Source organism: Paraniabella aurantiaca, assembly GCF_050309965.1.
Lineage (GTDB): Bacteria > Bacteroidota > Bacteroidia > Chitinophagales > Chitinophagaceae > Niabella.
The window spans coordinates 496,633-516,391 of sequence record NZ_JBLOSY010000003.1 but is presented as its reverse complement, the minus strand read 5'-3'; the positions used below and the strand labels follow the sequence as shown (position 1 = coordinate 516,391).

Genomic DNA, 19,759 nt, shown 5'->3' with positions numbered 1-19,759 from the left:
CTCTGAAGCGGTACAACTGTTATACTATTCAAGCTCCCAGTTTTCTTCACTTGCTTTTTTCGATACTACTTTCTCCTGCAGATACTGGAAAATAATATATAGTACAGGAATGAGGAATACACCCAGCAACACGCCGGTAAGCATGCCTCCCACGGTACTGTAACCAATTGAGTGGTTACCGATAGCCGAAGCACCTTTTGCGAATATCAACGGTAACATACCAACAATAAAGGCAAAGGATGTCATTAGTATCGGGCGTAGCCTGAGTCTTGAGGCTTCCAGCGCAGAGGCTACCAAACTCATTCCTCTCTTCCGCCGTTGAACTGCATATTCTACGATAAGGATGGCATTCTTGGCTAATAGCCCGATCAGCATGATCAGCCCAATTTGAACATAAATATTGTTTTCAAGCCCGGCAAAGCCGATAAACATAAACACGCCTAATATACCGGCAGGTACTGTAAGAATAACTGCCAGGGGCAGGATATAACTTTCATATTGCGCGGCCAGCAGGAAGTATACAAAGATGATGCTGAGCAGGAAGATATATATCTGCTGACTACCGGCGCTTCTTTCCTCTCTCGTAATACCCGTCCATTCGTAAGAGTAGCCCCTTGGTAAGGCGGTTTTTGCAGTTTCCTCAATGGCACGGATTGCATCACCGGTGCTAAAGCCTGGTTTGGGAACACCATTAATGGTAACGGCATTAAAGAGGTTGTTGCGGGTTACGGTTTCCGGTCCAAATACACGTTTAAGGGTAACCAGGGTTTTAACCGGTACCATTTCACCGAGATTATTCTTTACAAAAATACCATCCAGGGAAGCAGCGTCTTTCCGGTAAGGAATATCTGCCTGAGCCATTACGCGGTAATATTTACCAAAGCGATTAAAGTCAGATACAAAGCTACTACCGAAATAGATCTGCATGGTCTGCATCAATTCGCTTACGGACACGCCCAATTGCTTGGCTTTGATAAAATCCGTCTCAATGGTATATTGTGGATTGCCTGCAGCAAACGTAGTGAAGGCATAAGCTATTTCTTTACGCTGCATCAGGGCGCCGATAAAAGCACCTGCAGTATTGCCTAGTTTATCCAATGGTCCGTTAGTACGGTCCTGCAGCATAAATTCAAATCCGCTTACATTACCAAAGCCCTGTACTGTCGGGAAATTGAAAAAGAAGGTATTAGCATCTTTTACCGAAGTTACCTTGCCGGTTAATGCTGCTGCAATCTCATCAGGGTTTTTCAGATCGCCGCGTTCATTCACATCTTTCAGCCTTATGAAACCTGCCGCGTAGGGCGATGCGCTGGCATTGCTGATAAAGTTCAAACCATCTGCTACCCAAAGGTTATTAACGGAGGGTTCTTTTTTGATAATTTGATCGATGGCTTCTGTTGCCTTATGGGTACGGTGCAAAGAACTTCCGGGAGGCGTATTTACGGCGTATAATACAAAGCCCTGGTCTTCGGTGGGAATAAACCCGGTTGGCGTTGTTTTGATGAGCCAGTAGCTGGTACCTGAAATAAGTACGAGCGCTCCAATGGCTACCCATTTTCTGCGGATCAGGAACCGGAGACTGGTTACGTATCGGTTGGTTAAAGAACGGAAGCCTGCGTTGAACGCAGCGAAGAAGCGCGCCAGGAAACCTTTTTTCTCGTGTGGATGACCTTTTTCACCGGGTTTGTGCGGGTTCTTAAGAAACAGCGCACAAAGGGCAGGGCTCAATGTTAATGCATTCACCGCAGAAATAAGAATAGCGATGGCCAGGGTAAAAGCAAATTGCCTGTAGAATACGCCAGCCGGACCTTGCATGAAACCAACAGGTACAAATACTGCTGCCATTACCAGGGTGATTGAAATGATGGCCCCGGAAATTTCATTCATAGACTGCACAGTGGCCTTGCGCACCGGCATGTCTTTATGTTCCATTTTTGCGTGCACTGCTTCAACTACAACTATGGCATCGTCCACCACAATACCAATGGCCAGTACGAGTGCAAACAATGTAAGGAGGTTGATCGTGAAACCAAACAACTGCAGGAAAAAGAAAGTTCCTACAATGGCCACTGGCACTGCAATAGCAGGTATCAGTGTTGAGCGGAAATCCTGCAGGAAAATAAATACAACAATGAACACCAGTATAAATGCGATGATCAATGTTTCACGCACCTGGAAAATGGACGCATCCAAAAACTCCTTGGAATTGTACATCGTAACAGGTTTAATACCCTTGGGCATCGTGGTATATAATTCTTCCAGTTGCTTTTCTACCTCGGTAAGAATTTCATTGGCGTTGGAGCCTGCCGTTTGTAGTATTGCAAAACCTGCAACAGGTTTTCCGTTTAAGCGGTTATTGGCATTATAGGTAAAAGCGCCAAACTCCACACGGGCCAGGTCTTTCAGTTTGAGTACGGAGCCATTGGCATTTGCTTTGATCACTATATTCTCATAATCTTCATGCTGGTTCAACTTGCCTTTGTACTTCAAAACATATTCAAATATTTCCTCGCTGTTCTGACCCAGGCGGCCCGGTGCGGCTTCCAGGCTTTGGTCCCTGATAGCACCCAATACATCCTGGGGAGAAAGATTATTAGCTGCCAGGCGGTCGGGTTTCAGCCATATACGCATAGAGTAATCTTTGGCGCCAAACACCTGGGCCTGTGCTACTCCGGGAATGCGCTGTATTTGCGGAATGACATTGATCTTAAGAAAATTTTCGAGGAATAATTCATCATATTGGGTGCTATCCTCACTGTAAAGCCCGGTAAACATGATAAAGCTGTTCTGTACTTTTTGAGTAGCAATACCCGATTGCACTACTTCCTGCGGAATTTGGTTTACCGCTTTGGATACCCTGTTTTGTACGTTCACCGATGCGATATCGGGATCAGTGCCCTGCTTGAAAAATACGGTCAGGGTCATGGTACCGTCGTTGCTGGAGTTGGAGGTCATATAGGTCATATTCTCCACACCATTAATGGCCTCTTCAAGAGGAGTAGCTACCGAACGGGCAACCACTTCACCGTTGGCTCCCGGGTAAGTTGCAGTTACCTGTACGCTTGGAGGAGCAATATCAGGGAATAATGTAACAGGAAGCGCAAAGAGAGACAGTATGCCTAATAAAAGCAGGATGATAGAAATTACTGTCGATAATACAGGACGTTGTATAAATTTTTGTAGCATGATATGTAGTTGTAGGGTGCTTGCTTAAAATAACCGGGATAAGAATTCCCTGAAGTGACCATCTTGTCACTTTCATACTGCTCTTTTATAGCGGTATGCTGGTTCTGATTAATGAAGCTTTGTTATATAGGATTGACCTTTAATAAACTGTCTGCCGACACCCATTGGGGTTGAATTTGAGTACCTTCTTTTAGATTGCCTGTGCCCGAAAGCACAATCTTTTCACCAGGAGAAAGCCCTTTGTTTACGAAATAATAATAAGAATTTTTACCGGAAAGACCAATAGGTTTACTGGCTACCTTGTTGTTATTGTCCACCGTAAATACAAATACTTTATCCTGTATTTCGAATGTGGCTTCCTGCGGTACCACCAACACCTGGTTAAAAAGCTGTGGCAACCTGATCTTTCCTGTATTACCACTTCTTAATACTTTGTTGGGATTTGGAAATGCAGCGCGAAAAGTAATAGCACCAATGGTTTTATCGAATTGTCCCTGTACCAGTTCTATTGTTCCCTGCTGTGGGTAAACCGTATTGTCAGCCAGGAGTAATTCAACTGAGGGAACGTTTTTCAGCTTCTGTTCAATGGTTTCACCGGTGTACTTGTTTTTAAAAGCAATAAAGTCTGGTTCACTCATAGAGAAGTAAGCATACATTGTATTCACCTCGCTCACCACGGTAAGAGGCTGTGCTTCGCCCCGGCCCACAAGGCTCCCGGTTTTGAAAGGAATGCTACCAATATAACCGCTAACCGGTGCTTTAATTGTTGTGTAGCCCACATTGATCTGCGCATTACCCACCATGGCTCTGGCCTGTGCGAGTGCTGCGGTAGCTGCGTTGTAATTGGCTTTCGCTGTCTTCAATTGCACATCAGATATAACGGCATTGTCCACCAACGGCTGAAGTCTGTCAAGGTCTACCTGTGCCTTTTGAACATTGGCTTGTGCAGCAAGTACATTTGCTCTTGCGTTGTTCAGTACTTCATTATATAACTGGCCATTAATTTTAAATAAAGGCTGACCTGCTGTGACATAAGCACCTTCGTCTACGTAGATTTTTTCCAGGTAGCCATCTACCTGCGGGCGTATTTCCACGTTCACTTTTCCTTCAAGCGAAGCAGAAAATTCCTGGTAAACAGTTACAGGTGATATAGGAACGCCCATTACGGGCAGTGCCGGTGGCTGGTTTTGAGGCCCAGGATTTGCCGATCCGCTGGTGCAGCTTTGCAGTAATGTTGACAATCCAATAAGCGTGAGCGCCAACAGGCTCATGAGGGGTGTATGTGTTCTTGTTTTCATTTGTAGATTTGATTTTTTAGTCAAAAAGATCCATTCTCCGGGGGTTACCTGCCAACGGAGTGATGCGTAGCCTGATGATACGGGAGTACAGTGATCCTGTTAGGGCAATTCAATCCCTGTGTACGGAGCGATAACTCCATAACCCGTCATCATTCTTTGCGGGAATGTGTTTAAGAAATTGTTATTGTCTGGATGATTGTCTTTTTTGGAACTTAAAGGTTTTCTATAATGTTCACTACCATTTGATCAAGTACCGATACGTTCATCGTTTGAGGAACATCGGCACTTCTTGTAATCATGATCGAAGTAAAACCATGTATTGCCGACCAAAAAGCATGTGTTTTATAACACGCAGATTCTATATTGGTTTTCTTCTCAACAATTATTTTTTTTATGATCTCGTAAATAAGATCCTGCAGGGCTTCAAACTCTGTCTTCATTTTGCCTTCTCCACAACAAGGCATACCTATGCCAAACATGAGTTTGAAGTAGCTCCCGTTTTTAAGCGCAAATTTCCAATAGCAGTCTACCAGCGCTTTCAACTCGTCCTGCGGGGACTTCTCTTTAGAAATGGCTTTGTGAATGTTTGCCAACAAGAGCTTAAAGCCTTCCTGAGATATTTCAAAAAGAATTGCTTCTTTATTAACAAAATGGTCATAGATAACCGGCGCGCTGTATTCTATGGCATCCGCTATTTTACGTATAGACAGCGATTCCCATCCTTCATTCTTCACCAGGTGCAATGCTGCATCAATGATCTTTTTACGGGTCATTTCCCTGTCTCTTAATTTGCGCTCGGATACACTCATAAATTATTCCGTTTTCCTAACAGTGTTAGCAAAGTTAACGGTGTTATTCGTTAAGTTCCAATTTTTTTTTCTGATAATTAAAAATTAACCTTCTCCAGGGAGATTTTGGGGTAGGGTGGATCAGTTACTGCATGAAGGCGAAAATGAAAAAAGCTACACCTAATATAGTCTATTAAGCGTAGCTTTTGTAAGTTAAATACCTGATATAAGTTGATGATTTAACGGACTTACCAATGGGTGATCCGCTTAGCTAACACCTGCCACTTCAACTGTTTTGTCGATTTTTTGTACCAGTCCCTGCAAAACCTTTCCAGGTCCGGCTTCTGTAAACTTAGAAGCTCCATTCGCAATCATCGCCTGCACGCTTTGGGTCCATCTAACGGCGCCGGTAAGTTGAGCAATCAGGTTCTCTTTGATCTCATCCTTGTCTCTTACCGGTTTTGCCACCACATTCTGGTAAACCGGGCAAACAGGAGTATGGAAGGTTATTTTTTCAATAGCATCCTGTAATTCTTTTTTAGCTGGCTCCATAAGCGGCGAATGAAATGCACCACTAACGGGCAATACCAATGCTCTTTTAGCTCCGGCCGCTTTCATTTTTTCACAGGCCACTTCAATCCCTTTCAGGCTACCGCTTATAACGAGCTGGCCCGGGCAATTATAGTTAGCCGGCACCACAATTTCCCCGGTTTCTGTTTGTGTTTCGGCACAAAGCTCTTCCACCTTTTCGTCAGAAAGATTGATAATTGCGGCCATAGTTGACGGCTGGATCTCACAGGCTTTTTGCATGGCGCCTGCCCGTATGGATACCAGCTGCAGCGCGTCCTCGAAGCTTAAAGTTCCATTGGCTACCAATGAAGAAAATTCTCCTAAAGAATGACCCGCAACCATATCTGGTTTAGCATCTTCAATAGTTCTGTACGCAATGATGGAGTGCAGGAAAACAGCAGGCTGCGTAACACGGGTTTGTTTCAGATCTTCTTCAGTTCCTTCGAACATGATATCTGAAATGCGAAACCCAAGCACTTCATTAGCTTGCTCAAATAATTTCTTTGCAAATACACTGAGTTCGTAATGGTTTTTTCCCATGCCAACAAACTGAGAGCCCTGGCCTGGAAATATAATAGCATGTTTCATTTTGATAAATTTCTTTGTTTTCGGAGTAATAAAATTCAAAAGCAGCTGTGCTCTCTTTAGTGCAGGTCGGCAGTGATCAATTTCAGGAATTCGCTTCTGGTAGAATTTTTTTGAAACTCACCGTCAAAAGCTGAAGTAGTAGTTACCGAGTTTTGTTTTTGAACACCGCGCATCATCATGCATAAATGTTTCGCTTCAATAACCACTGCCACGCCCAATGGGTTAAGCGTTTCTTTAATGGCATTCATTATTTGTACTGTCAGCCTCTCCTGTACCTGCAGGCGGCGACTAAATACATCAACCACCCGGGCAATCTTGCTCAGACCTGTAATCCAACCATTAGGGATATAGGCTACGTGGGCCTTTCCAAAGAATGGAAGTACATGATGCTCGCACATACTGTATAATTCTATATCTTTTACTACAATCATCTCGCTTACGTCTTCATGAAACTTGGCCGAATTAATAATAGCATGGGCATCCAGCTGATACCCTTGCGTCAGATATTGCATGGCTTTGGCCTGGCGCTCGGGCGTCTTCAGTAATCCTTCCCGCTCATGATCTTCACCTAAAAGCTGTAAAACTTCTTTGTAGTTTTTAATGAGGCCTTCCGTAGTAGCTTCATCGTATGTCTCAATCTTCTTGTAGGACATGGGTATTAGTTAAGTATGTCAATATAATTATGATATATTAAAATTATCCATTTGCCGGATAATCTACAAAATTTCTGGGTGTTTCATAAAGACGAACCTGCAAGTCTAAAGACGGTTCTATATGAGGTCTTAAAAGATTATAAATAACAATCGCAATATTTTCGGCAGTTGGATTAAGCGTTTTGAACTCTTCTGTATCCAGGTTTAAGTTTTTATGATCAAACTTTGACAACACTTCTTTTTTGATAATATCGCTCAGCTCTTTCATATCCATGACAAAGCCCGTTTGAGGGTCAGGGTCTCCAGTTACCTTTATTACCAGGTCGTAATTATGACCATGATAATTAGGGTAGGCGCATTTGCCAAACACAGCAGCATTCTTCGACTCATCCCAATCTGTATTGTAGAGTCTGTGCGCTGCATTGAAATGTTCCTGTCTGTATACGGATACTTTCATGGTGATGATTGATGAATAATGATTGAAGTAATAACCCCGCCGGAGGATTTTGATGATGACTATTCCCCAAAATACTCCACATAAATACGCGGAGTTTCGTATAGCTTAATACAATGTAAATGTATGCCCGGAGGAATATGAGGTTCCAGTTGTTTCCAAATTTCAATGGCAAGGTTTTCTGTGCTGCACATTTTCCCCCTCATAAAATCAACATCTTCATTCAGGTTTTTATGATCGAGCTTTTCAGTAACATGCTCGCGGATGATCGTGCTCAATTTTTTTACATCAAAAACAAAACCTGTATCGTAGTTGGGTTTTGCTTTAACTGTCACTAGTAAGTCGTAATTATGTCCGTGCCAATTAGGATTCGCACATTTGCCAAACACTTCTTCATTTTTTGCATTGTCCCAGGCCGGATTGTAAAGGCGGTGCGCTGCATTAAAATGTTCCTGTCTCGTAAGATATACCATAGAAAATCAAAATTATCGATTTTTTAAAAAATAAAACGGCTTTATATTTAAATGGGTTCGGTGAAAACCCTGCTATGTTCCATAAAATAACCTGCCGCCAGGCATCTCAGTATCCGGTATATTAGCGTATTTCCTGTATTTTTACGGGCTTCAAAAAACATTTTGTGCCTATCCTTTTTTTAACCGGGATCATTATTACCTTCTTTTTGTCCTCTCTTTTGATCACCAAAAGAGGTAAAACCAAAGCCGATTATATTTTAACAACATGGCTTTTCGTTCTGGGTATACATCTTAGTCTATTCTATATAGTACAAACGCAACAATATCAGGATTGGCCTTATTTACTTGGTATCGAAATTCCCTTACCGCTGGTTCATGGCCCGTTCCTGTTTTTGTATACAGCAGCATTGACGAATCAATTTCCGGCCAGGTATTACTGGGCTGGTCATTTTGTTCCCGTGTTGATCGTGTATCTTTCGCTGTCAGGATTTTTTCTGAGACCGCCTGCAGAAAAGATATGGGTATATCAAAACAACGGGAAAGGTTATGAGGAGCCGGCCTTGTATATATTCGTGACCATTATTCTGTCAGGAATAAGTTATATAGGTCTTTCATTATATTACTTAAAAAAACACCGGAGAAATATTCTCAACTTATTTTCAGACACAGAAAAGATCAATTTAAACTGGCTATACTATCTTATAATAGGTATCAGCATCATCTGGCTCATTGTTATCTGGGGTGATGACCGGTTGATCTATACGTTTGTTGTATTTTTCATTTTGTTTATCGGGTATTTTGGAATCAAGCAGGTGGGGATATTGAACAGCGACATGCTTGTTAAGCAGGCGCCGATGCCATATCAAGAAGAGCTTCCCCGGGAAGCGGCCGTTTCAAATTTGCCTCCTGACGTTCCTAAATATCAAAAGTCGGGTGTAACCAAAGCGACTATTGAGAAAATACACGCGGATATGCTTAAGCTGATGCAAACGGAATCTCTTTTCAGAGACGCTGAATTGACACTGGGCAAACTGAGTGACCGGTTAGCAGTGCATCCCAATACACTATCGCAGGCGATCAATTCGATAGAAGGTAAGACCTTTTACGATTATATTAATGCGCTTCGGATAGAAGCATTTTTGAAAGCTCTAAATAATCCGGAGAGCCAAAAGTATACACTTCTTTCCCTGGCCTTCGAATGTGGTTTCAATTCCAAAGCATCCTTTAACCGGAATTTTAAAAAGCATACAGGCTTCAGTCCTACCGAACACATGAAAAACACGGCACCTGCTAATCAATAGCGTCTCATGCTTCATTAATCAGTCTCGTTCTTCATAACTTTCTTGTAATCAATTGTTTGATTATTTTCAAAAAGAGGTCTCATATTGTAAGTTGAGCCGCTTTATTTTTTTGTTTTACCCAGTTTTGCGTTGAACTAAAAATGCAAATATGATTGTAAAACAAACGGGGTTGATAGTGGCCCTTTTAGCCGTATTGGTTTACGGATGCTCAACAAAAGATAAATACATTGATGAGCCGGGTAATCTTGTTCCAAAAACGGCGGATGAAGATCCTGGCATCCCATCGATCCGTGTGAACGGCTCACTGCTACATTCGGAGGCCTTCGGACCGGAAAATGCTCCCCTGGTTGTGGCGATTCATGGAGGCCCGGGAGGAGATTACCGGTATCTCCTGAATTGCAAAGATCTGGCCGGTCAAGGCTATCGTGTTGCCTTCTATGATCAAAGAGGGAGCGGGCTCTCACAAAGATTCCCGCGCAGGTCTTTTATTTCCCTGGGAGAGGCAGCCGTGGATTTAATGTATGATGAACTAGGTGCTGTAATTGCCCATTATAAAAAAAGCCCCCGGCAAAAAGTGATTCTTTTGGGGCATTCCTGGGGAGGAATGTTGGCTTCGGGGTATGCCGGGCGAAACCCTGAATTGGTGGATGGGTTGATCGTGTGTGAACCTGGTGGCCTGAAATGGGCTGATGTTGCGGACTATGTAAAAAGGTCCAGATCCTTTAATATATGGGGTGAAGCCCTGAATAATGTTACTTATCTCGATCAGTTTATCACATCCAAAGAAGATCAGCATGCTATTCTGGATTATAAGATGGCCATGCTTTCGTCAAGGAATGAAATTACCGGTGAAGCCGATTTTGATCCCAGCTTTTCCTGGCGTGATGGCGCCGTTATATCTGAAGCGCTTTATGAAGCAGGTGATAAGTATAAAACAGATTTCTCAAAAGGGATCAATCGTTTCAATAAACCCGTTCTTTTTTTCTACAGCGAAAGAAACAAAGCTTACCCCGATAGCTGGGCCGCCCGAATAACAACAGCCTACAATACGGTAGAAAAAATAAAAATAGCCGGTGTAGGCCACGATGGAATTATAACCAATAAGAGTGCATGGCAACAAATAACACTGCCCGCAATACTTAATTACCTGAAAAAATTTTAATCCAAACTTATCTTAATGAAATCAATAATTTCATGCATCATATATGTATGCATCTGCCTGTTTATGCAACCTGCATCAGCCCAAACTATTAACTGGGCCAACTCCGGGCGAGCTCATATTGTAAACGCTCATATTGGAGCGGACTATGGGGTGGTATATGGAGTAGGCTATGCATACAAAACGGGTACCAGCTTTCCGTTGGTGGCTAAACTCGGTTTCTCTGTTCCCTCGGGCAATCAACCTCTTGATGACTTTGCTACGCAGTATGGTATCGAAATGCAGGTGCTTCAATGGAGAGGTTTGCGCGCAACTGCGGAAGTGCAGGGTATCTACAGGCGGTTCCAAAACGACCTGGTTACGGCCAAAAACTTCGGCGCAAAAATGTCAATATCGCTGGGGCTGTACAAATCCCGTTGGTTTGCAGCAGCCGAAGCCGGATTTGATAAAGCCATCGTAACACATTTTCAACATTCCGCCAGCTATGAACAAGAGTTTCCACTGGTAAAGAACGGCTGGTACCATCCGCCCACCGGCGGCAACTTTAGCTATGGTTTAAGAACCGGTCTTTCTTTTAATAGAAATGTACTGGCGCTTCGGTTGGGGAGCATAGTAGCCGAAGACTTTAAATCAAGACCTATGTTGCCCTTTTATGTGCAATTAGGTTATAACTACCAGATACCGATCCGTGCGAAACACTAATTATCTCCGCTGATTATTACTCATAAAGTAAGAACTTTGCTGCTTATGCAGGACAAGAACCGTATATTAATAGTGGCTGCCACAAAGATGGAGATCGCTCCATCTTTGCCGGTATTGAAAAAAAAAGGTATACCTGTTGCCATTACAGGCATAGGTGCTGCGCCTTCTGTATATAATATGCTAAAAGCAATTGTACAATACCAGCCTTCAATGCTCATACAGGCGGGTATAGCGGGCTGTTTTGACCGTAAATACCCGTTGGGAGAAGTACTTGTTGTAAAAGAAGAACGTTTTGCTGATCTGGGGGTAGAAGAGCATAAACAGTGGAAGTCTGTATTTGATATGGGATTTATTGCTCCGGGGCAAAAACCTTTCACTAACGGCAGTTTAAGAAATCCACATAAAAAGATACAGGGTATAGCTGGTATGGAAGCTGTGGTTGGTGTAACCGTAAATGAAGTTACTACGAACAAAAACAGGATCCGGTTGTTGAAATCACAGGGTGCTGTAGTGGAATCAATGGAGGGCGCGGCATTGCATTATGTAGCGTTGATGGAAAAAGTCCCATTCCTGCAAATCAGGTCAATATCTAATTATGTGGGAGAGCGGGACAAAGGCAAATGGAACTTTAAAGATGCCATTGGCAATTTAAACAAAGAGCTGGTTAGGATAGCTGAGCAAATAGGCAGCAGCTCCCTCTTGTAGATTTAACGGCCCGATACTTTTTAAATTTTATATTTTCAATCGATATGGTTTTGACAATTGGTTTTTCTCCCTGTCCTAATGATACATTTATTTTTGATGCCCTTGTGAACGGTGGTATTGATACCGGTGATATTACTTTCGACCCGGTATTGGAAGATGTGGAAACTTTAAACCGCTGGGCGCTGGAGGGGAAGCTGGATATTACCAAATTAAGTTTTCCTGCTTACTTTAAAACCGCAGATACTTACCGGTTATTGAATGCAGGAAGCGCTTTAGGAAAAGGAGTGGGGCCATTATTGATTGCTCATGCCGATCAAAAGTTCTCAAATGATGATGTCAATAAAGCTTCGATCGTTTTGCCCGGTGTAAATACAACAGCCAACCTGCTCTTTAGCTTTGCTTTCCCGGATGCCGTTAATAAAGCGTTCCGGGTGTTTCATGAAATTGAAGATGCGGTAGTAAACAAAGAAGCCGATCTCGGTGTGATCATTCATGAAAACAGGTTTACGTACCAGCAAAAAGGATTGCATAAAGTGCTGGACTTAGGGCAGCATTGGGAAGAAAAGATGGGGGTGCCCATTCCCCTGGGTGGAATTGTCATCAAAAAGTCTTTGGGTAATGATATATATGAGCAGGTTAATCAACTAATCAATCAAAGTTTGCAGCAATCATTTAATACTTATCCCAAGGTTTCAAATTATGTGAAAGAGCATGCGCAGGCGATGAGCGAGGATGTAATGCGCCAGCATATTGAGCTCTATGTAAATAATTACAGCCTCGACCTCGGTGTGGATGGTAAAAAAGCCATCGATGTATTGCAAACGGTGTTTGAAAAAAGCAGTAAGTAATAAATCAAAGCTTACTTTTTCAAGGCTTTTGAATATACCTCCAGGCAGCGTTTACGTGCAAAATCGTGTTCTACAATCGGGGCAGGATAATCCTGATGCTCAAATTCAGGGACCCATTTCCTGATATATTTGAGATCGCCGTCAAATTTTTTTGTTTGTATATAGGGATTGAATACCCTGAAGTAAGGTGCGGCATCGCAACCACTACCTGCTGCCCATTGCCACCCACCGTTATTGGAAGCCAGGTCATAATCCAGCAACTTTTTTGCAAAGTAGGCCTCACCCCAGCGCCAGTCAATTAACAGGTGCTTGGTTAAGAAAGAAGCTGTGATCATACGCACCCGGTTATGCATAAAGCCGGTTGCATTCAGCTCCCGCATACCTGCGTCAACAATGGGATAGCCTGTTTGACCGTTACACCATGCTTCAAATTCCTTTTCATTATTTCTCCACTGTATTTTATCATACTCTTTTTTAAAGGAAGTATCTACCACATCAGGAAAATGAAATAAGATCATTTGGTAAAACTCGCGCCAGATCAGCTCTTTCAGGTAGGTTTGATTCAGTTTGCCGGCCCTGGTTACCAGCTTACGAATACTAATCGTACCAAATCGCAAATGTACACTCACTCTTGTAGTTCCTTTAATGCCCGGTATATCGCGCGTTTTGTCGTAATCTTTTATAAGACCGGAATCGGGGTTGCCTGATGGAAACGTAGTGCGGATATTTTTAAATCCCAGTTTTTCCAGCGAAGGGAAGGGTATTTCAGGGCGCTTATAGAAATTAATCCAGTATTTCTTAGTAGGGTAGGGCTTAAGAAAAAAGGGGGTAACAAGAGATAGCCATTTGTTAGAATAAGGAGTGTAAACCGTATAAGGCTTACCATCATTTTTCAGCACTTCATTTTTTTCAAATATCACCTGGTCTTTAAAACCTTTTACCGCAATTCCCTTTTCTTTAAAATAGCTGTAAATTGTATTGTCGCGTTGCCTTGCATAAGGCTCGTAATCCTGGTTCAGGAAAATACTTTGAATATCGTAGTCTTTTTCCAGGGTTTTAAAAACAGTTTCCGGTGTACCGTAACGTATATCTAATGTGGCGTTCAATTGTATAAGCTGCTCCTGAATCTGTTGCAACGCTTCGTAAATAAATGTAACGCGTTGATCGGTCTTATCTTCCAGCTCATTTAAAATATGCGTGTCAAATATGAAAACAGGTTGTACCGGGTTACCGCTTTTTAAAGCATGGTACAATGCTGCATTATCTTCAAGACGAAGATCTCTCCTGAACCAAAATATACTTACGGCTTCTCTTTTCAAAGTGATTGATTTGATGGCTAAAGTATAGCAAAAAACGAACCTTTTTTAAAAAAGTGATTTGATATGTTGTTCATGCAATTTCCTGGAAATGCTTCCCTTGTAATTGGCGTCTTCAATGCTTCGTACCCATCGTATACCGCGGATAGCATTTGTTAAAAACACTTCGTCTGCCTGCAAAAGATCTGCTGTATGGCAGGGCGTCTCGGTTACGGTGCCGATCTGGTCAATAAGATAAGATCGCATTACACCTTCTACGCAGCCTTCAGTTAATGCGGGTGTAAATATGCGATCGTCTTTTATCCAGAATAAGTTGGCTATAATGGTTTCGCAAATGTTTTCGCGTTGATTTAAAATAATGCAATCATTCCATTTTTGCTGTTGGCTGTAATTGGCTGCCACCGCATAAAGCAGGGCAGAAGCAGACTTAATATTTGCGTAACTATCACAACTTTTCTTTATTTCGGGAAAGAAGCCGGTAACCAGTCCATTTTCGTTAAAATCATTATTAGCAGGTTCCAAAGGCCATGCTTCGATGATATATTGAAGTTGATCATCTCCGTCGAAAAGGCCGCCATTACCGTTGGAAAAGGAAAGCCTTACACGGGCCGCATGGGCGCATCCATTTTTTTCGCAGAGTTGTACAGCCTGGTTGAAGACATGCTTAATGTTAAAATGAGCGGGCAGGGTGTATTGTAATAGACGAAGGCTCTTCTCAATTCTTTTTTGATGGTATTCGTCTAAAACAAGGGCGCCTTTCCAAACTTTGATGGTTTCAAAGAACCCATAGCCATAACGGTAGCTTTTATTGCCCGCCTGTAATACCGGGTCTGTTTCATTGTGATAGATGCCGTTATAACAAATTTTTCGGGCGGTCAAATGCTGAGGGTTTGATTGTTGTGATTAAATAGCCGGCGCGCCATCCTTGTTCAATACTGGTGCAGCAGTAGAACCGGTATCCTTTCCTAATGCTCTTTTTTGCCGGCTTACAACGGTATCGATTATAGTCTTTAGTTCGTCCGGTCTTTTCTCGTAGTAATCCAGCGTTTTATTAAACTGCTCTTTTGTAACGTTGTGAATTTTAAATACTCTTTGAAGCATGGCGTCATTCAACGCTGCCCGGTTTTGTTCGGGGTATTTATAGTAAACATACCCGTTTAGCAATTCACTGCTTTGAGCTACATCCCACATTATTTTTTCCATTTTTTCTTTGGGAAGTGTATCAGCAGAGCCGCTGCAGGATGTAAGGGCCAGCAGTAAACCTAAAATATATAAATATCTGTGCATGTTAAATGCTTAAAGTTTTTGTATGATCCAGTATGGTATTTACTATGTCTGAAGCTACTTCCGTTTTGCTTTTAGAATCGAATTGTATTTCTGCGCCCGACCTGGTAAATATGGTGATTTTATTAACGTCGCTACCAAACGTTGCCCCGTCGTTTAGCGAATTCAATACAATAAAGTCTGCATTTTTTTTATTCAATTTTTCCAAAGCATTGGCTCTTTCATTATTGGTTTCCAATGCAAATCCTAACAATACCTGGCGATCATTTTTAATAGCGCCCAGGCTTTTGAGGATATCCTTTGTTTTGACCAGTTTTAATTCAGGAGTAGCATCGCCTGCTTTCTTTATCTTTTGCTCACTAACAACCTCCGGTTTATAGTCTGCCACGGCCGCTGCCATTAACGCTATATCAACCTTTTTGAAATGATCGTGGCAGGCATTATACATTTCGTCTGAAGAAGTTACTTTAATAACTGTAATGCCTGCATACTCAGCAGGTAGGGCCACCGGGCCTAAAACCAATACTACTTCAGCCCCTCTGTCTCTGCATTCTTTTGCTAGTGCAATACCCATTTTACCAGAAGAATGATTGCCAATAAAGCGAACAGGATCTATAGCTTCATGGGTTGGACCGGCAGTAACCAGTACTTTTTTACCTGCCAGCCTGCCTTTATTCTTGTTGAAATAATTGCTGAGGTAGGTGATAATGTTTTCAGGCTCCTCCATACGCCCATCACCAAACAAACCGCTGGCTAGTTCGCCATGGCCCGGTTGAATAATCATAACACCATCCTTTTTAAGAAGCTCGAGATTGCGATGTGTAGAGGGGTGGTGCCACATATCTTCATCCATTGCCGGAGCCACTATAACAGGGCAGGTGGCCGACAGGTAAACGGACAGTAACAGGTTATCGCAATGGCCGTTGGCCATTTTGGCCAGGGTGTTACAACTCAAAGGAGCAATCAACATTACATCGGCCCATCTGCCCAGTTGTACATGATTGGCCCAGGTATTTTCAGCAAAGATGTCCGCGAGCACTTCATTCTTCGAAAGTGTGGATAACACTAAAGGAGACACGAAATCTTTAGCGGCGCTGGTCATAATCACTTTAACCTCTACGCCCTGCTTTACCAGCAGGCGAACAAGTGAAATGATTTTATAGGCCGCAATGCTGCCCGAAATACCGATCAATATTTTTTTGCCTTCTAACAAAGTAGATGAGTTTTAATTATTGTTTACAGACCCTGAAACGTAGCCACCAGACGCGATGCATGGGCAAGCTATAGTTTACACATGCATCCCATTGAAGACGCAATATAAACAATCAAACTACCAGCCTGACTACAAAAATATTTAAAACAGAAAAACCACAGCCATTTAAAATGTTACTGTGGTTCTAATTTTTTATGCTAAAATATACTAGCTAAACAGTTCGTCTTCTGCTTTTCTAAAGTATACTTTATCGTCTAAAAACTCGTAAGTAGCCAATAAAGCTGGGTTCGGCATTCTTTCGTATGCTCTGGAAATTTCGATCTGCTCTTTATTTTCATGAATCTCTTCCAAAGAGTCTGTGTGGCTGGCAAATTCATCCAACTTATTGTGCAACTCTTCTTTAATAGAAATGTTCACCTGGTTTGCTCTTTTAGCAATAATGGCGATCGATTCATAAAGATTACCGGTTTTGCGTTTAATGCTTCCCAGGTCTTTTGTTTCCACGTTGCTGGGGATGCCGGCGCTAAGTTGTCGTCTTAACTTGCTCATTATTTGTAAATTTTTGTATTTCTGTATTTGATAAAGAGATGTAATTTTCTACATCTTTACGGTATTTGCTTTCAGGAAAACGCTCAATAAACTCATTTCCTTCATTGATCACGTCTCTGTAACGTTCTGTTTTTTTTATGGCAGTTGTAAGTTCTGCAGTACGAAAGAAAGACTTCACCACCATGTATTTATACTCATCGGCTATCAGAGATTCCGGGTGATTATCCAGCAAAGTAGAAAAAGTAACCCCTGCAGCCCTGAACTCACCAATGTTATAATATAGCATCGCCGATTTATAATCTTTTATTTCCAGTTTCTTTCTTAATTCATCAATATAGCGATTGGCCTCTGTAATACGAACTGATTGTGGGTGCGTATTGACAAAGGTTTGAAGATTGCTGATCGCTTTGTAGGTATTTGTTTGATCCAATTCTGCTTTGGGTGACTGCAGGTAAAAGATATACGCCCGCATATACTCCATTTCCTCGGCCCTGGGGCTGTTAGGAAAACTTTCGAGGAAGGTTTTAAAAAGGTTTTCTGCATTTGCATAGTCCTTTTGGTTGAAAGTGGTATAGGCGTACTTGTAATAAATATCCTGAAACTGGGGCGTTGTTTTGTAATAGGGGATTACATCTTCATAAATAGTGTAAGCCTTCATCCATTTTTTCTTTGCATAGAACTGATCTGCCATTTTAAGCTTAAATGCAGGATCCTTGCTCTTTAATATCTTGTTCATGCCCGGTCCGCAGGATACTAAAGAAGCTACCAAAAAAACAGCGATTACAAATCTCATAAAGTCTGCAAAGTTAACCATAATGGGGCAAATGTTGCTAAAAAATGTCACCCGCCTAACTAAGTGATAGTTAAGGTTTTGGTAAAGAATAGACGCTGGCTAACTTATAACGATAAGGCCGGTATTCGCCCCTTGATTATCAATTACTTTTTGTTGGAGTCTGCCAGGAAGTGGTCCAGCGCTGTGATCATGCTGGGGGTTTTAGGCTTGGGTGCTATAATTTCCGGGTTAAGTCCCAGCTTAACAGCTTCCGCCCTGGTGTTATCACCAAAAGTACCCACAACCATCCCGTTTTGCTTAAACTTGGGGAAATTGTCGAACCAGCTTTTTATGCCTGAAGGAGTAAAAAAACAAACTACGTCAAAGTCTTTCTCGCCAACTGCTTTCTTAATATCATTGCTTTGCGATCGATACATAAAAGCCAGCTCAAAGTCGCAGTTGTTGTTTTTCAGCCAGTTTACAATATCACTATCCTGCTGATTTTCTGAGCATACATAAAGAAAGCTTAGGTTTTCTTTATGTTTGTTCATAACGTCAAACAGGCTTTTATTAGTGCCGTCGGCCCCGTAAAAAACTTTACGTTTTCTGTACAGGATAAATTTTTGCAGGTACAAGGCTACTGCTTCTGTAATGCAGAAATATTTAGTGTCCTGGGAAACAGTGATCTTATTCTCCTCGCAGGTACGAAAAAAATGATCAATAGCATTACGGCTTGTAAATATGACACCGGTAAAGCGAACAATGTTTATTTTTTGTTGCCTGAAGTCTTTACCGGAAATGGGGACTATGCTTATCAGCGGCTCAAAGTCGAGCTTTACGCCATACTTTTTTTCAAGATCGAAAAAGGGAGACTTTTCGCTCGAAGGTTTTGGCTGTGTAATGAGTATACGCTCAATCTTGTCTGCCGAAGACTTGGTACCGGATTTTTTCACTTCATTTACCATTAGCGATTCCTAAAATTGGATGCAAAAGTACACTATTATTTTAAAATGGATAATATTCCTTTGTACAGTATTACAGTAGGCAGAATTTCAAATGCACCTACATATAGAATAAAGTGAAAGAAACTAATGCTGTTATCCTTTCGAACAATACCAATAGCTGATATATAACGATATAGTATAAACCCTGCAATCAGCAACCAGCTGAGTGTCCAGGCGATGGTGCTAATGGGTTTTACAGATAATGCAATTACAATAATCAGGGGTAGTATGAGTATGGTCAGTACTTTGTTTACCAGGAAGATCAGGAAAATATAGTTATCTGTCAACTTGCTGATTCTGAAAACCCAGCCAATAAATTTGAGTATAAAGTACTTGCCCAGGTAGATAATGCCAATGGCTGCGGTTGTATAAATAAATAATTGCCATAGCGGAAGCTCTAATTGAGCCCCGTCTATATTCTTCTGTATAGCCATTGCGCCGTAGAACCCTGCGGTTATAATAAAAAGCACATTGAATAAAAGGGAAGGCAGTGAGTTTTGAACTACCTGTTGTTTTAACTGGCGTTGTTTAAGGCTGCGCCGGAAAAAAAGATTGATGAGGTCAGTAAAATATTTGTCAAAGCTTGCCTTAAAAATTGCGAACATCAAAAATAGTCCGGCACCTATGTAAAAATAATGGTCTTTGCCTGGTGTAACGGTTTTGACCGTATAGGGCGGATACCCGGCTTTTTCAGAAAAGTTAAAGTAGGGGTGGCGGCTAAGGATTTTCCTTGATAGATCCATGCTTTTACGCAAAACAGCATTTTTCGCAGCGGTGATACTATCTGCGGAATTCACAGCAAGGCTATCTGTTCCCTGAGCTGTTGTGTCAGACATCCACATCCATCCCACGCAAAAAAATAATACTAAAAAAATCCTGGCCAATAAAAGAGTTTT

The 19,759-nt window shown here is 41.9% G+C and carries 20 protein-coding genes; 5 read left to right on the top strand and 15 right to left on the bottom strand.

From position 1 onward, the window contains the following. Positions 1 to 24 precede the first annotated feature (24 nt). From ACLOAU_RS25525 to ACLOAU_RS25495, 7 genes are all read right to left on the bottom strand, one after another. Positions 25 to 3,186 carry an efflux RND transporter permease subunit gene (locus ACLOAU_RS25525; protein ID WP_427864744.1) on the bottom strand — a complete coding sequence of 1,054 codons (3,162 nt, stop codon included), beginning with the start codon at positions 3,184 to 3,186 and terminating at the stop codon, positions 25 to 27. A 122-nt stretch (positions 3,187 to 3,308) separates the two neighbouring features. Next, on the bottom strand, positions 3,309 to 4,484 hold the full coding sequence (locus ACLOAU_RS25520) for an efflux RND transporter periplasmic adaptor subunit (RefSeq protein WP_427864743.1): 1,176 nt from the start codon (positions 4,482 to 4,484) through the stop codon (positions 3,309 to 3,311). Positions 4,485 to 4,696: 212 nt separating this feature from the next. Next, positions 4,697 to 5,293 carry a TetR/AcrR family transcriptional regulator gene (locus tag ACLOAU_RS25515; RefSeq protein WP_427864742.1) on the bottom strand — a complete coding sequence of 199 codons (597 nt, stop codon included), beginning with the start codon at positions 5,291 to 5,293 and terminating at the stop codon, positions 4,697 to 4,699. A 246-nt stretch (positions 5,294 to 5,539) separates the two neighbouring features. Beyond that, on the bottom strand, positions 5,540 to 6,430 hold the full coding sequence (gene fabD / locus ACLOAU_RS25510) for an ACP S-malonyltransferase (RefSeq protein WP_427864741.1): 891 nt from the start codon (positions 6,428 to 6,430) through the stop codon (positions 5,540 to 5,542). Between the two features lie 56 nt (positions 6,431 to 6,486). Beyond that, positions 6,487 to 7,083 (bottom strand): GTP cyclohydrolase I FolE, encoded by a 597-nt coding sequence (gene folE / locus ACLOAU_RS25505; RefSeq protein ID WP_427864740.1) that lies wholly within the window; start codon positions 7,081 to 7,083, stop codon positions 6,487 to 6,489. A 43-nt stretch (positions 7,084 to 7,126) separates the two neighbouring features. Further along, positions 7,127 to 7,540 (bottom strand): 6-pyruvoyl trahydropterin synthase family protein, encoded by a 414-nt coding sequence (locus ACLOAU_RS25500; RefSeq protein WP_427864739.1) that lies wholly within the window; start codon positions 7,538 to 7,540, stop codon positions 7,127 to 7,129. A gap of 59 nt (positions 7,541 to 7,599) precedes the next feature. Beyond that, positions 7,600 to 8,010, bottom strand: coding sequence for a 6-pyruvoyl trahydropterin synthase family protein (locus tag ACLOAU_RS25495; protein WP_427864738.1), 411 nt, complete (start codon positions 8,008 to 8,010; stop codon positions 7,600 to 7,602). 164 nt (positions 8,011 to 8,174) lie between these two features. On the opposite strand from ACLOAU_RS25495, the gene ACLOAU_RS25490 reads away from it, so the two are divergent. The 5 genes from ACLOAU_RS25490 to ACLOAU_RS25470 all read left to right on the top strand — a co-directional run bounded on the left by ACLOAU_RS25490 (position 8,175) and on the right by ACLOAU_RS25470 (position 12,725). Further along, a complete protein-coding gene (locus tag ACLOAU_RS25490; RefSeq protein WP_427864737.1) occupies positions 8,175 to 9,311 on the top strand; it encodes a helix-turn-helix domain-containing protein in 1,137 nt (378 codons plus the stop codon). Positions 9,312 to 9,459: 148 nt separating this feature from the next. Continuing rightward, a complete protein-coding gene (locus ACLOAU_RS25485; protein WP_427864736.1) occupies positions 9,460 to 10,473 on the top strand; it encodes an alpha/beta fold hydrolase in 1,014 nt (337 codons plus the stop codon). A gap of 15 nt (positions 10,474 to 10,488) precedes the next feature. Beyond that, complete coding sequence (locus tag ACLOAU_RS25480) at positions 10,489 to 11,172, top strand: hypothetical protein (protein ID WP_427864735.1); 684 nt, start codon at positions 10,489 to 10,491, stop codon at positions 11,170 to 11,172. A 45-nt stretch (positions 11,173 to 11,217) separates the two neighbouring features. Then, positions 11,218 to 11,877, top strand: coding sequence for a futalosine hydrolase (gene mqnB, locus ACLOAU_RS25475; RefSeq protein WP_427864734.1), 660 nt, complete (start codon positions 11,218 to 11,220; stop codon positions 11,875 to 11,877). A gap of 44 nt (positions 11,878 to 11,921) precedes the next feature. Continuing rightward, positions 11,922 to 12,725, top strand: coding sequence for a 1,4-dihydroxy-6-naphtoate synthase (locus tag ACLOAU_RS25470; RefSeq protein WP_427864733.1), 804 nt, complete (start codon positions 11,922 to 11,924; stop codon positions 12,723 to 12,725). 11 nt (positions 12,726 to 12,736) lie between these two features. Here the strand turns inward: ACLOAU_RS25470 and ACLOAU_RS25465 are convergent, their stop codons facing one another. The 8 genes from ACLOAU_RS25465 to ACLOAU_RS25430 form a co-directional block, all read right to left on the bottom strand. Then, positions 12,737 to 14,044 carry a cryptochrome/photolyase family protein gene (locus ACLOAU_RS25465; RefSeq protein ID WP_427864732.1) on the bottom strand — a complete coding sequence of 436 codons (1,308 nt, stop codon included), beginning with the start codon at positions 14,042 to 14,044 and terminating at the stop codon, positions 12,737 to 12,739. Positions 14,045 to 14,089: 45 nt separating this feature from the next. Further along, the gene (locus tag ACLOAU_RS25460) at positions 14,090 to 14,920 is read right to left on the bottom strand and encodes an aminotransferase class IV (protein WP_427864731.1); all 831 of its coding nucleotides are present in this window, start codon (positions 14,918 to 14,920) and stop codon (positions 14,090 to 14,092) included. A 24-nt stretch (positions 14,921 to 14,944) separates the two neighbouring features. Further along, positions 14,945 to 15,328, bottom strand: a complete 384-nt coding sequence (locus ACLOAU_RS25455) for a DUF4296 domain-containing protein (protein ID WP_427864730.1) — start codon at positions 15,326 to 15,328, stop codon at positions 14,945 to 14,947. Position 15,329: 1 nt separating this feature from the next. Beyond that, entirely contained in the window at positions 15,330 to 16,538 is a 1,209-nt protein-coding gene (coaBC, locus tag ACLOAU_RS25450; protein ID WP_427864729.1) for a bifunctional phosphopantothenoylcysteine decarboxylase/phosphopantothenate--cysteine ligase CoaBC, read from the bottom strand. A gap of 207 nt (positions 16,539 to 16,745) precedes the next feature. Next, positions 16,746 to 17,087, bottom strand: coding sequence for a DNA-directed RNA polymerase subunit omega (locus tag ACLOAU_RS25445; RefSeq protein WP_427864728.1), 342 nt, complete (start codon positions 17,085 to 17,087; stop codon positions 16,746 to 16,748). Then, the gene (locus ACLOAU_RS25440) at positions 17,062 to 17,880 is read right to left on the bottom strand and encodes an outer membrane protein assembly factor BamD (protein ID WP_427864727.1); all 819 of its coding nucleotides are present in this window, start codon (positions 17,878 to 17,880) and stop codon (positions 17,062 to 17,064) included. The genes ACLOAU_RS25445 and ACLOAU_RS25440 overlap by 26 nt, the downstream gene beginning before the upstream one ends. 143 nt (positions 17,881 to 18,023) lie before the next feature. Beyond that, positions 18,024 to 18,824: a uroporphyrinogen-III synthase gene (locus tag ACLOAU_RS25435; RefSeq protein WP_427864726.1), complete on the bottom strand. Its 801-nt coding sequence runs from the start codon at positions 18,822 to 18,824 to the stop codon at positions 18,024 to 18,026. A gap of 35 nt (positions 18,825 to 18,859) precedes the next feature. Then, complete coding sequence (locus tag ACLOAU_RS25430) at positions 18,860 to 19,747, bottom strand: DUF4271 domain-containing protein (RefSeq protein ID WP_427864725.1); 888 nt, start codon at positions 19,745 to 19,747, stop codon at positions 18,860 to 18,862. Between the last annotated feature and the right edge of the window lie 12 nt (positions 19,748 to 19,759).

Bases quoted from the DNA above. Each gene is read 5' to 3' on its own strand.
- ACLOAU_RS25525 (WP_427864744.1), bottom strand. From the start codon at position 3,186: ATGCTACAAAAATTTATACAACGTCCTGTATTATCGACAGTAATTTCT.
- ACLOAU_RS25520 (WP_427864743.1), bottom strand. From the start codon at position 4,484: ATGAAAACAAGAACACATACACCCCTCATGAGCCTGTTGGCGCTCACG.
- ACLOAU_RS25515 (WP_427864742.1), bottom strand. From the start codon at position 5,293: ATGAGTGTATCCGAGCGCAAATTAAGAGACAGGGAAATGACCCGTAAA.
- fabD (WP_427864741.1), bottom strand. From the start codon at position 6,430: ATGAAACATGCTATTATATTTCCAGGCCAGGGCTCTCAGTTTGTTGGC.
- folE (WP_427864740.1), bottom strand. From the start codon at position 7,083: ATGTCCTACAAGAAGATTGAGACATACGATGAAGCTACTACGGAAGGC.
- ACLOAU_RS25500 (WP_427864739.1), bottom strand. From the start codon at position 7,540: ATGAAAGTATCCGTATACAGACAGGAACATTTCAATGCAGCGCACAGA.
- ACLOAU_RS25495 (WP_427864738.1), bottom strand. From the start codon at position 8,010: ATGGTATATCTTACGAGACAGGAACATTTTAATGCAGCGCACCGCCTT.
- ACLOAU_RS25485 (WP_427864736.1), top strand. From the start codon at position 9,460: ATGATTGTAAAACAAACGGGGTTGATAGTGGCCCTTTTAGCCGTATTG.
- ACLOAU_RS25480 (WP_427864735.1), top strand. From the start codon at position 10,489: ATGAAATCAATAATTTCATGCATCATATATGTATGCATCTGCCTGTTT.
- mqnB (WP_427864734.1), top strand. From the start codon at position 11,218: ATGCAGGACAAGAACCGTATATTAATAGTGGCTGCCACAAAGATGGAG.
- ACLOAU_RS25470 (WP_427864733.1), top strand. From the start codon at position 11,922: ATGGTTTTGACAATTGGTTTTTCTCCCTGTCCTAATGATACATTTATT.
- ACLOAU_RS25455 (WP_427864730.1), bottom strand. From the start codon at position 15,328: ATGCACAGATATTTATATATTTTAGGTTTACTGCTGGCCCTTACATCC.
- ACLOAU_RS25445 (WP_427864728.1), bottom strand. From the start codon at position 17,087: ATGAGCAAGTTAAGACGACAACTTAGCGCCGGCATCCCCAGCAACGTG.
- ACLOAU_RS25440 (WP_427864727.1), bottom strand. From the start codon at position 17,880: ATGAGATTTGTAATCGCTGTTTTTTTGGTAGCTTCTTTAGTATCCTGC.
- ACLOAU_RS25435 (WP_427864726.1), bottom strand. From the start codon at position 18,824: ATGGTAAATGAAGTGAAAAAATCCGGTACCAAGTCTTCGGCAGACAAG.